General features: G+C 66.3%; 11 protein-coding genes. 5 read left to right on the top strand and 6 right to left on the bottom strand.

The genetic code is table 11. The annotated features are described in order from the left end of the window. Positions 1-48 precede the first annotated feature (48 nt). Both ACFO0G_RS16115 and ACFO0G_RS16120 read right to left on the bottom strand, forming a co-directional pair. Positions 49-1,674, bottom strand: a complete 1,626-nt coding sequence (locus ACFO0G_RS16115; protein ID WP_376978851.1) for a stealth family protein — start codon at positions 1,672-1,674, stop codon at positions 49-51. A 94-nt stretch (positions 1,675-1,768) separates the two neighbouring features. Further along, positions 1,769-2,698: a hypothetical protein gene (locus ACFO0G_RS16120; RefSeq protein ID WP_286401580.1), complete on the bottom strand. Its 930-nt coding sequence runs from the start codon at positions 2,696-2,698 to the stop codon at positions 1,769-1,771. Between the two features lie 138 nt (positions 2,699-2,836). Here ACFO0G_RS16120 and ACFO0G_RS16125 point away from each other — a divergent pair, with 138 nt between their 5' ends. Both ACFO0G_RS16125 and ACFO0G_RS16130 read left to right on the top strand, forming a co-directional pair. Then, positions 2,837-3,136, top strand: a complete 300-nt coding sequence (locus tag ACFO0G_RS16125; protein ID WP_286404266.1) for a type II toxin-antitoxin system VapB family antitoxin — start codon at positions 2,837-2,839, stop codon at positions 3,134-3,136. Beyond that, a complete protein-coding gene (locus ACFO0G_RS16130; protein WP_286401582.1) occupies positions 3,129-3,791 on the top strand; it encodes a LytR C-terminal domain-containing protein in 663 nt (220 codons plus the stop codon). Before ACFO0G_RS16125 ends, ACFO0G_RS16130 begins: the two co-directional genes overlap by 8 nt. A 30-nt stretch (positions 3,792-3,821) precedes the next feature. Here ACFO0G_RS16130 and ACFO0G_RS16135 read toward each other — a convergent pair whose 3' ends face one another. After that, entirely contained in the window at positions 3,822-4,472 is a 651-nt protein-coding gene (locus tag ACFO0G_RS16135; RefSeq protein ID WP_286401585.1) for a TetR/AcrR family transcriptional regulator, read from the bottom strand. Between the two features lie 35 nt (positions 4,473-4,507). Beyond that, positions 4,508-5,206 carry a DsbA family oxidoreductase gene (locus tag ACFO0G_RS16140; RefSeq protein ID WP_286401587.1) on the bottom strand — a complete coding sequence of 233 codons (699 nt, stop codon included), beginning with the start codon at positions 5,204-5,206 and terminating at the stop codon, positions 4,508-4,510. Positions 5,207-5,421: 215 nt separating this feature from the next. Here ACFO0G_RS16140 and ACFO0G_RS16145 point away from each other — a divergent pair, with 215 nt between their 5' ends. Further along, a complete protein-coding gene (locus ACFO0G_RS16145; RefSeq protein ID WP_376978855.1) occupies positions 5,422-6,483 on the top strand; it encodes a glycosyltransferase family 4 protein in 1,062 nt (353 codons plus the stop codon). A 58-nt stretch (positions 6,484-6,541) separates the two neighbouring features. Continuing rightward, the gene (locus ACFO0G_RS16150; protein WP_286401590.1) at positions 6,542-8,722 is read left to right on the top strand and encodes an amylo-alpha-1,6-glucosidase; all 2,181 of its coding nucleotides are present in this window, start codon (positions 6,542-6,544) and stop codon (positions 8,720-8,722) included. Between the two features lie 8 nt (positions 8,723-8,730). Here the strand turns inward: ACFO0G_RS16150 and ACFO0G_RS16155 are convergent, their stop codons facing one another. Continuing rightward, positions 8,731-9,264 carry a GNAT family N-acetyltransferase gene (locus tag ACFO0G_RS16155; protein ID WP_376978857.1) on the bottom strand — a complete coding sequence of 178 codons (534 nt, stop codon included), beginning with the start codon at positions 9,262-9,264 and terminating at the stop codon, positions 8,731-8,733. Positions 9,265-9,279: 15 nt separating this feature from the next. After that, positions 9,280-10,239, bottom strand: a complete 960-nt coding sequence (locus tag ACFO0G_RS16160) for a D-2-hydroxyacid dehydrogenase family protein (RefSeq protein WP_286401592.1) — start codon at positions 10,237-10,239, stop codon at positions 9,280-9,282. Positions 10,240-10,382: 143 nt separating this feature from the next. Here ACFO0G_RS16160 and ACFO0G_RS16165 point away from each other — a divergent pair, with 143 nt between their 5' ends. Next, on the top strand, positions 10,383-11,576 hold the full coding sequence (locus ACFO0G_RS16165) for an MFS transporter (protein WP_286401593.1): 1,194 nt from the start codon (positions 10,383-10,385) through the stop codon (positions 11,574-11,576). Positions 11,577-11,691: the final 115 nt, after the last annotated feature.

Raw genomic sequence — 11,691 nt, forward strand, 5'->3', positions numbered from 1 at the left:
GAAGGTGATGCCGGTCCCCGTTGGGGGACCGGCATTGGTCTTTCCTGGCTACTTTTCCCAGGGCGCCTTGATGGGGAAGTACCGTTCCAGGAAATCGGTCACCAGTTCGGCCCGCTCGTCCGCACTGACCTCGGGGAAGCTGCCGTCGTTCAGGCAGAAGAAGTCCATGTTCCGCTTGCCCAGCAGCTTGGGCAGGTACTTCAGCCCGGACCGCATGGTGGTGTCCACATAACGCACCTTGGCCGCTGTCTGGGTGACGGCCAGGCCGGTGAGCAAGGCGTAGTAGTGGTAGAACGAGTTGGTCACGGAGATGTTGTCCGCCGCCCGGAACCGGCTGGCCGCCGTCTTGCGGAACTCCTCAGGGAACTCTTGCTCCATCTGGCTTACCACGCTGCGCCGCAGGGGCGCGGCGGTGTGCTCAAGGTGCCGGGTGGTGATCCGCCCGAACCGGTTCCACAGCAGCTTGCGGTTCACGCGGGCGGCGTTCTCGAATCCGCTGCGCTCGGCATCGTTCTCGCCCAGGCCGATCCTGGTTTCCGCCTCGATGAACTTGGTGATGCCGCCGGGGGTAAAGAACATGTCCGGGCCCACGGGGCGGCCGAAGAACATGTCGTCGTTGGAGTAGAGGAAGTGCTCGGACAACCCCTCGATGTTGTGCAGCTGGCACTCCACCGCCTGGGAGTTGTGGGTGGGCAGCACCGAGGGATCAGAGAAGAACTCCTCGCTGCGGACGATCGTGACGGAGGGGTGGTCGGCCAACCAGGCCGGCGCGGGGGAGTCCGTGGCGATGAAGATGCGGCGGATCCAGGGCGCAAACATGTAGACCGAGCGCAGCGCGTACTTCAGCTCGTTGATTTGCCGGAAGCGGGCCTCATGGTCGTCGCCTTCACCCAGGACATGTCCCTTTTGCTGGGCGCGGCGGGCCGCGATGTATTCGGGGGAGCTGCCGTCCACCCAGGAGAAGACGATGTCGACGTCGAAGCTGATGTCGCTGGCATGGTCGGCGAACATGTTCTCGATGGTGGGCCAGGTGTGGCCGTAGCGCTCCACCGTGCCGCGGACCGCGTCCTGGCGCAGCAGGGTCCTGCGGGTCAGGGAGTTTTCGATGGGAAGGGTGAGTTGTTCGCCCTCGAAGGCCCACAGTTCGATCTGGACGCCGGCGGAGGCGCCGAACTCGAAGCCGCCCACCGGCTCAACCCGCGGACGGTAGAGGCGGAAGATGCGGCCCTGCCGGTTGGGGGACAGTTCGCCGTCGGCCACCAGGACGGATGTCTTTTTCTTGGCATCCACGGTCATGGAGTAGAAGGGCTCGTCCCGGCAGGCCTCCACCAGGGCAGCGCGAAGCTTCTTCCGGTCCTTCCAGTCCAGAGCCAGCACGGGCCGGTCGTTGTTCCCGCGGACCAGGAGGTAGGAGAGGCCGGCGTTGGCCAGGACGTTGCGCAGGAACAGCAGGTCTTCCACCATGGCCTGGTATGGGGTCCTGGTGTCGTTGATCAGGGCATAGCGGCCCTTGTGCCTGATGACGTCCGGCCGGTGGCTGAGCCGCTGCTCCGCCGCCGCCGACGTGATCTCGGCATGAAATTGTTCCTCCACGGACGCCTGGCCGCCGTAGTAGACCTCGTCCTGGACCGGTGCTTCTGTAATGGTTGTCTCCGTGCTGCTGGAAGTGGGCATTCTTACCTGCATGATAGTCCTGCAGTTGTAACGGGAGGTTTCGGAGCGCCGTCAGGGCACCCCGGTGAACGTTCGACGGCGGCCCGGCAGCGGCTCAGGCGTCCAGCGCCTCCCGCCAGGCGCGCAGGAAGGCGCCGCCGGCGTCGTCGTGGATCACTGTGGCTTCCAGCCCCAGGTCCTCCGCCGTGAGCACCGGGTAGGGCTTGTTGGGCACGCCGTCCGCAGGGCGCACGTCCACGTGCTTGACGGAATGGTCGTTGTGGTGGAGCCAATCAGCCATGGCGTAGTCGGTGCGTGAATCGCCCACCGTCCGCCACGCCTGCGGCGTGATGCCCTGGGCCGCGAGGAGTTCCACGGCGCGGCTGGCGCCCAGGTCCTTCCCCAGGCGTACGGACTCGATGTCAGTGGAAATGATGGTGGGATCCACGCGGTAGTCCACCTCGTCGTCGGAATTGGGGACGTGGTGGTCCAGCCGGACAACGCCGAGGCCGTGCCGCACCATGAGCTCCATCGCTTCGGCGTCGAACAGCTTTTGCTCGGCCAGGTAGTCGGCGCTCGGCACGTCGATGTGCTGCTCCACGGACACCATGGCCCGCTTGGTTTCATCGAAGAACATGTGCGCGGCGTAGTCCTCTGCCACCAGCCGGCGGATGTCGTCGCCATACGCTGCCGGCACGGCCAGTTCCCGGTCCACGTGGACGGGCCCGGGCCCGGCGGAGGTGTAGCTGAACCAGACGGCCCCCTTTTCGCAGATGGCGTGGATAACCGTGCCTGCCGGAATACCGGCCGCGATCATCGGTTCCATCACCTGCTCCCGGATGAAGGCGTCGGAGCGGCCGGTGTTGAAGATGACGGGAATCCCTGCCGCGGCGAGGGCCACCAGGTCCAGGATGATGTCCGCTTTAACGTTCCGGGTCACCGGGCTGGCCACCGGCCCATCCACATCCAGCAGGAGCGCCAGCGGCGGTGCGGACGGCAGGCGGATTCCGGGTGCGGGCACGGCTGGGGACTCGGTGGCTGTCATGGCTCCATTCTCTCAGCACGGGCGGGGGTGCTGCGCGGGCGCCGGGGGACGGGGGCGCTTTGTCACTGTTTGGCTACAACCTGGCACGCACCAGCCCTGCTACTTTCGCTGGCGCGGCGCGGTGCCTACTGTGGCATGGTGATATTCAAAGCTGTGGGCGAGGGCCGCCCTTACCCCGACCATGGTTTCAACACCCCAAAACAGTGGGCCTCCCTGCCGCCGCGGCCCGTCCGGCTGGACGAACTGGTGACCACCAAGCGCACCCTGGACCTGGAGGCGCTGCTGGCGGAGGATTCCACCTTCTTTGGCGACCTTTTCCCGCACGTGGTGCAGTACCGGGGAACCCTGTATCTGGAGGACGGGCTGCACCGCGCGGTCCGCACCGCACTGCACCAGCGCACCGCAATCCACGCCCGGGTCCTGGTACTCGATGGCTAGGAAGCGGCCGGCGGACCCCAGCGTCCTTCACGGCCACCATGTTGTTTCCGGCCCGGAGCTGCGCGCCGCCATGGAAGCGGCCAAGGACGCCGATGAGACCGCCCGGGTCCGCCGCCGCGTACTGCACGGGGTGGTGCTGGTCCTGCTGATCGGCCTGATCGCCGCCGGCATCATCGTTGCCATGGCCATCATCAACGGGCGGCTGAAAATCCCTGCCGCCGAACCGGCCCCGACTCCGGTGTCATCCTGCCCGGCCTCGAGCTTCGACTACACGCCCAACGACAAGGTCAACCTCAACGTCCTGAACTCCACCAGCCGGTCCGGGCTGGCCCGCTCGGTGGCGGACGAGTTCCTGGCACGGAAGTTCGTGGTGGGGAACGTGTCTAACATCAACGCCGGCTATCGGGGCGTGGCTGCGGTGGTGTCAGGTGCGGCCGGACAAGCGGCGGCCTTCACGGTGCAGCGCAATCTCCAGGGGTCCGACTACTTCCAGGACGGCAGGAACGACGCCAGCGTTGATGTGATCCTGGCGCAGGACTACAAGGGCCTCGTCCCGCCGGAACTTGTTGACCAGACTCCGGGCCAGCTCAGCTGCCCCCGGGAAAGCCGGCGCATAGCAGACCCTGACAAGCTGCCCGTTACGCCTGCCGCCTGATCCTCCGGCCCGGCACCTGGCGCCTGCCCGTCAGCTGGCCACCGCCGGAAGCTGCGCCACCCTGATGGGCCGCCCCCCGGCGTCGAACCTTGCACCTGCGCCCAACTGAATGAACCGCACGGTCCGGGCCACGCGGGCCTCCAGCTCGGCAGGCTCGTCGCTGCCCCTCGCCGCGCTGGAGGACAGGGTGCCCAGGATCAGTTGCGACTGCTGGCCCACGTCGGCTACGGGCAGGTAGCCCTGTTCCATGCCATCCCGCAGGATGCCCTGGAGCAGGACGCTGAGCTCGCCCACGTGGTCCGAGAGTTTGGCAAAGGACGACGGCGACAGCACGGCCCCCATGGCAGGCCCCGGCGGGAGGTGGCGGCGGCTGAGGTCAACCACCTGGGCGCGGACGTACAGGGCCAGCCGGTCCACCGGGTTCTCCAGGCGCTCCAGTGCGTCGCGCAGGTCGGAAAGAAACTTTTCGGTTTCATCGAGGGCGTAGGAGATCAGGAGCTCTTCGATATCGGCGAAGTAGTTATAGACGGCAGTCCTGCCAATGCCTGCGTGGCGGGCCACGTCGGTCATGGTCAGCCCTGGAAGGCCGTGGGTGAACAGGAGCTCGCCGAAAGCGGTGAGGATGCGGCGCTGGGTCTCCGCGCGTTGTTCGGCATTGCTGGCCGCTGAAATCCTGGGCATGCGGACACTTTACCGCGATGTGTCAGTAAAGTGCGCTAGATGGCGCAACCGTCAGGACCGCAGGCTTCGGCGTCGGTGGAATTGACCAGGACCAGTGGGTTGGCTTCCTGCCAGGCCTGGTCCAGGGCTGCGGTGAACGTCTCCGTGGGCTGGGCTCCGGACAGCCCGAACTTGCGGTCGATCACAAAGAACGGGACACCGCTGATGCCCAGGCCCCGGGCTTCCTGGAAGTCGAACCGTACCTCGTCCGAGTACTTGTCCGTGGTGAACAGCTCATCCACCTCGGCGGCCGGCAGCCCCAGGTCCTTGCCGAGGGCGGACAGGTACTCCCGGCTGCCGATGTCCTTGCCGTGCTCGAAGTGGTCGCTGAGCAGGCGTTCCTTCGCCGCATCCTGTTTGCCGTGTGCCGCGGCCAGGTGGATCAGCCGGTGGGCGGTGAAGCTGTTCGCCACCACCACTTTGTCGAACCGGTAGTCCAGGCCTTCGCCCTTTGCCTGCTGGGCCACGTGCTCGAACATTTGGGAAACCTGCTGGGCCGGCATGCCCTTGCGGCTGCTCAGGTACTCCAGTTCGGTGCCGTCGTAGTGTTCCGGAAGCGTGGGATCCAGCTGGTAGCTGCGCCACACCACGTCAACGGCATCGCGGTGGGGAAATGCGGCCAGGGCAGCCTCGAACCGGCGCTTGCCGATGAAGCACCACGGGCAGGCGACGTCGGACCAGATCTCAATCTTCATGTCCTGCACAACCCGCGGGCTTCCGCCACCATTCCTGGCCCCGGGTATGAGATGTCCCACAACCGGGTCTTGTGGCCGGGGCAATCCTGCGGAATAGTCGGAGCAGAGGTCATGCAGCGGGCCCTTTCGGAAAGCACCGCGGCGCAGGTAATCCGCCCGGTGAAGTATTGCCCGGCCAGCTGGGGAGCCCGGCCTGTCAAACCTGGGAGCCAGGAATGCGGATTGGACTTGTCACAGGGCCGTGGATTCAGGTGCCACCGGCAACGTACGGCGGAACCGAGAGAGTAGTGGACACGCTGGCCAGGGGCTTCGCGGCCGCCGGGCATGAGGTGCTTTTGGCAGCACCGTCAGACAGCACCTGCCCCGTGCAGTTGGTGCCCGGGATGCGGCCCACCGACTATGGGGGGCTGGGGACCACGATCTCCGAGCTCAGCCACGTGGTCAGGGCTTACGAGGGGCTGAAGGGCGTGGACATCATCCATGACCACACGGTTGCGGGTCCCCTCTACCTGCACCGGCCCGGCGGGGTTCCGCTGGCGACCACCATCCACGGGCCAATCCACGAACAGGCTGCGGACATCTACCGTGCCGTAGCCAGGAGTGGAGCGGTCATAGCCATCTCCAGGGACCAGGCATCCCACGCACCCACGGTTCCCGTGACCCGCGTGATTCACCATGGAATGGACCTTTCCGCCGTACCGGTTGGGTCCGGAAGCGGCGGCTACCTGTGCTTCGTGGGCCGATCATGCCCGGATAAGGGCCTGGTTGAGGCCATCGCCATCGCGCGGCAGGCCGGCATGCATCTTAAGATCGCGGTCAAAATGCGGGAGCCGGAAGAAATCCGCTACTTCCGGGATGTCATTGAACCGATGCTTGGGCCCAACGAGGACTTCGTGGGCGAGGTGGACGACGCCACCAAATACCGGCTGATGGGAGAGGCGGCAGCCTTCCTGAACCCCATCCAGTGGTCGGAGCCGTTCGGCTTGGTGATGATCGAAGCCCTGGCCACCGGAACGCCCGTGGTAGGGACGTACATCGGTTCCGCCCCGGAGATAGTTAAGCACGGACGCACGGGATTCCTGGGAAAGACAGAGGAGCTGGCCGGCTTCGTTCCTGCTGCTGCAGCACTGGACAGGGCTGGGTGCCGCAAATCCGTGGAGGACAGGTTCAGTGCCGAACGGATGGTTGCCGAGCACCTGGAACTCTACAGCGACCTGATTGAAGGGAGGATGCCGCCAGGGGTTCCGCACGGTACCCGGTTGCACCAGAATCGATAGGGGCAGAACTGCATTCCCGATCCCCCGGGAAGCGTCCCCTTCAGAAGGGAGTCCTTCCATGACAGCCTGGAACGCAGACAATGAGGCCACCGTTTCCGAGTCGGGCTCAGTCACGGTCCTGGAGGGTTCGTCCTTCTGTATTTCCTCGGGCAGTGGCGACATCAGTCCAGATGCCGGCACGAACGGAGCGTTCTACCAGGACACCCGCATCGTGTCCCGCTGGGTTCTGCGCGTCAACGGCTCGCTGCGCGAACCGCTTTCGGCCCAGCGCCCCCAACCCTTCCAGGCCACCTTCGTAGGGCGGGCAAAGTGGCCCGGCGGGAGATTCGACAGCCCGCTGGTGGTCCGGCAGGTCCGGCACATCGGCCCGGGCCTGCAGGACGACATCACGCTGGAAAATTATGCCGCCGAGCCCGTGGAATGCGACATCGAACTCCTGGTGGATGCCGACCAGGCCGACCTGTTTGACGTAAAAGGTGGACGCACCACGGGAGCGGATGACACCACCCGGACGGTGTCCGAGGGCAGGCTTGTCATCGAGGCCGGGCGCCATGGCCAGCAGCGCGGCTCCGCCATTGGGGCCCGGGACGCAGAGGTCAGCACGGACGGACTGCGCTTCCGGGTGACTGTCCCGGCCCGGGGCAAATGGGCCACCAGTGTCATTGTGGTGCCGCTGGTGAATGGTGAAGCGCCGGAAGAGCCATTCAAGGAAGGACAACTGCCGCATCACCGCGAGGGTGTGCGACGGCACCTGGCCTGGGAAGAGAACATCCCGCGGATCAGCATTGAGGACACCAGCCTCCAGAACCTGCTCAACCGAAGCCAGAGCGATCTTGGTGCCCTTCGCATCTTCGATGCCCATCACCCGGAACGGGCAGCGGTTGCTGCCGGTGCGCCATGGTTCATGGCCCTGTTCGGGCGGGATTCGCTGCTGACCTCCTACATGAGCCTGATGGTCAATCCCAACCTTGCCCTGGGCACCCTGCAGACCCTGGCCGGAATCCAGGGGAAGAAGGTGGACCCGGATTCGGAGGAAGAACCGGGGCGCATTCCCCATGAGGTTCGGCTCGGCGTGACGGCGGGCCTTTCCCTCGGCGGCACGGCGTACTACGGCACGGCGGATGCGACACCGCTTTTTGTGGCGGTCCTCGGTGAGCTGAGCCGTTGGGGGCTGTCCCGGGACAAGATCCAGCCGCTGCTGGCCCACGCCGACCGTGCACTGGACTGGATCGAAAATTACGGCGACCGGGACGGTGATGGATTCGTCGAATACCTCCGCGCCAATGACCATGGCCTGGTCAACCAGGGCTGGAAGGACTCCTGGGACGGCATCAACTTCGCCGACGGCACCATCGCCGAAGCCCCGATCGCCCTGTGCGAAGTCCAGGCCTATGTGTACTCCGCCTACCTGGGCAGGTCACTGCTGGCCCATTGGAGCGGCGACCCGGCCCTGGAACTGCACTGGGCCGACAAGGCAGCGGCGTTCAAGGAGGAGTTCAACAAGAAGTTCTGGCTGCCGGACAAGGGCTATTATGCGGTGGCGCTGGACAAGGACAAGCGGCCGGTCGACGCCCTGACCTCCAACATCGGCCATTGCCTGTGGACCGGCATCGTGGACCAGGACAAAGCGGTGTCCGTGATGGAGCATCTGATGTCCCCACAGATGTTCACCGGATGGGGCATCCGTACGCTGGCCTCGGACATGGGCGCCTATAACCCCGTCAGCTACCACAACGGCTCCGTGTGGCCGCACGATACGGCGCTGGTAGCCACGGGCCTGATGCGCTACGGGTTCGTGGACGAGGCCAAGCGTGTGGCCCTGGGAATCTTCGACGCCGCCGCGCACTTCGACGGCCGGCTGCCGGAACTGTTCTGCGGTTTCGACCGCGGAGAGTTTCCCAGCCCTGTGCCTTATCCCACGGCATGCTCACCTCAAGCATGGGCTGCCGCGGCGCCCGTGCAACTCGCCCGGATCCTGCTCCGGTTCGACCCCGTCTTCACCCGGGACGTGGTGCACCTGGCACCCATCCTGCCTGAGGTGGTGGGCACCTTCCGGGCGGAGAACGTCCTGCTCGACTCCAGCCGGGTCACCATCAGCGCGGCCGGAACCAAAGGCAGTGTCGAGGGCCTTCCGCCGGGGCTCAAGCTCCTGACCGAGCCTCGGCCCCCGCTGGCCTACCCGCCGAACGGTTTTGCCGGGAGTTCCGTGCGGCACGGACTCAACCAGCCCGGCGCCTGAACCCGGGTTCAGGGGAGGGCGCGCTCCAGGACGAAGTCATGTTCAACGGTACTGCCCAGCCGGAAGGACTTGGTGCCCACCTTGTGGAAACCGGACTTTTCGTAGAACCGGATGGCCCGGGCGTTCTGGCTGTTCACGCCCAGCCAGGCTCCGGCGCCGCCGCCTCCTGCCGCCGCCTGCAGGCTGGCGTGCATGAGTTCGGCTGCCGCGCCCAGGCCGTGGTAGTCAGGGTGGACGTAGCACTTGCTGATTTCGACGGACGGCAGCAACTTCAGGACAGAGGCCACGTCGGGATCGGTGGCGGGCCGGTCCACCAGCAGGCTGTAGCCGTTGAGCTGCCCGCCGGCGTCGATGACCAGGATGGTGGTGTCCGGGTCCGCAAGGTACCCCTTGAAGTGTTCTTCGCTCAGGGTGTTGGCCAGGTGGGCGGCAATATCGGCAGGTGACGACGACGGCGGGCAGGCCAGCGGAAAGGTGACGACCGCCAGCGCAGCCAGCGCGCCGGCGTCGTCCGCTGTTGCCCTGCGGATGGTGTGGGTCATGCTGTTCTTTCGGGTTCAGGCGGTGATGGTTCGGATGGGGGAGCCGGCCAGCCAGGCGGTGATGTCCTCAAGGGCGCCGCCGTAGAACTGCCGGTAGCTTTCCTGGGTGACGTACCCCAGGTGCGGGGAGAGTACGGTGTTGGGTGCAGCCAGGAGCGGGTGACCGGCCTGCAGCGGTTCCTGGTCGAAGACGTCCAGGGCGGCGCCGCGGATCCACCCCTCGTTCAGCGCTTTGATCAGCGCTTCCTGGTCCACCAGCGGTCCGCGGGAGGTGTTTACCAGGATGCCGTCAGGCCCCAGGAGCCTCAGTTCTGCCTCGCCCACCGTGTTCTCCGAGCGTGGGGAGAGCCTCAGGTGGAGGGTGGCCACATCGGCAACCGTGAAGAGCTCCTCCTTGGAAACCAGCCGGGCCCCGGCCTCCTTGGCTGCTTCCGCCGTGAGGTTCTGGCTCCACGCCACCACGTCCATGCCGAAGGCCTGCCCGTAGGCGGCCACCCGCCGGCCGATTTTGCCCAGCCCCACGATCCCCAGGGTCTTTCCGGCCAACTCCACCCCGACCGTCGACTGCCACGTTCCGGCCCGGAGGGAGGACTCCTCCGCGGGAAGGTGCCGGGCGATGGCCAGCAGCAGGGCCCAGGTCAGTTCCGGCGCTGCAGCGGGCGAACCGTTCGTGCCGCACACCGTCACCCCGTGCTCGGCCGCGGCTGCCACGTCGATGGCGGCGTTCGCCATTCCGGTGGTGACCAGCAGCTCAAGCCCCGGAAGCCTCTCAAACACCTCACGCGGGAACGCGGTCCGCTCGCGCATCGCGATCACCATGGTGGTGTCTGCCAGCGCGGAAACCAGGGCGTCCTGGGAAGCGAAAGGCTCACGGTAGGACGTCACGGCGACCCCTTCCGCCTCCAGGGCCGCGAAGTCGGCGAAGCCGTGGGCCACGTCCTGGTAGTCGTCGAGGATGGCCAGGCGGTGCGTCATGGGTGTCCTTCCCAGTGTGCTGCGTCCTTGGGTCACGTTCATCGTATGGCAGCGCCGCCCGGGAGGGTGCCTGAAACTCCAGCAACGCCGGGCATGATAGCAATGGGAGTGATGAATCCACGCCCATTCCCGATTTTGCCCCTGTGAGCGGCCGCGTCCTCTCCCGCATCCCGAAGAGCTGGGTCCTGCTGGCCTGCATCGGCCTGCTTGCGCTGAACCTCCGCGGCCCTTTCGTTGCCGTAGCACCCCTGGTGGACCTCATGCAGGCGGAGCTGCACTTTTCGCCGGTCATGCTGGGGCTGCTGACCAGCATTCCCGTGCTCTGCTTTTCGCTCGCTGCTCCCTTGGCGTCCCTTGCTTCGCGGAAATTCGGTGCCGAGTTCGCCGTTACGCTGACCATCGTGGGGGTCCTGGCCGGTGTGCTGGTGCGCTCCGCTGGGGGACCGGTGCTGGTGGTGGCCGGCACGGTGGTTATCGGGGTTGCCATCACGGTGGGAAACATCGCGGTGCCGCTGATCATCCGGCGGGACTTTGCGCCGCGGCGGCAGGGGACCGCGATGGGGATCTACACCGCCGCACTGAACATTGGGTCCTTCCTGACCTCGGTCATCATGGCCCCGCTCGCGGCCGCGACGGGGTGGCGGCTGGCTTTGGCAGCAGTTGCCGTCCTGGCAGTCGCAGCGGTGGTGGTGTGGGTGCTGGCTGTTGGGCCCCGGACCGCATTCCTGGCCGTGGCTGAGGATGACGCAGATGCACCCCGTGCCCCGGCGGCCCGTTCCGGCTGGATCACCTTCGGGCTCACGGCCGGGTTCGGTGGCCAGGCGTTCTCCTACTACGGCGTCACGGCGTGGCTGCCCAGCTACCTGCATGACGAGCTGGGCATGACGGCCGCGGAAGCCGGAGCCGCCTCCTCCATCTTCCAGATCCTTGCCATCGTGGGCGGGCTCGGCGTGCCCTTTGCGGCCAAATACATGAGTACGACGGCGGTGGCGGTCACCCTGGGCGCCCTGTGGCTTCCCGTTCCGGTGGGGCTGCTTCTTGCGCCGCAGCTGTGGTGGCTGTGGTCAACGTCCGGCGGCATCGCCCAGGGCGGCGGCATCACGCTGATCTTCATCGCCATCATCAAGCTGGCCCGCGACCAGGCTTCCGCCGGGCGGATGTCCGCCACGGTCCAGGGCCTGGGCTACTGCCTCGGGGCGGTGGCCCCGCCGCTGGTGGGCTTCGTGCACGACAGCTCGGAGTCGTGGACCCCTGCGTTGCTGGTCATCCTGGTTTCGGTGCTGACCTTCTTCGTCAGCACCACCCTCTCCGTGCGAAAGGTGCCGAAGGGGCGCTAAGGCGGGGCGCCGCCGTCGCGCTTCCCTTAAACCCCACCGCGAGATGGCATTTAAGGCCAATGGTTCCTCGGAACACTGCCCATATATGCCATCTCGCGGATGGAATGTAATGCTC

Origin of the sequence: Arthrobacter sedimenti (assembly GCF_042652025.1) — a bacterium.
GTDB classification, from domain to species: domain Bacteria; phylum Actinomycetota; class Actinomycetes; order Actinomycetales; family Micrococcaceae; genus Arthrobacter; species Arthrobacter sedimenti.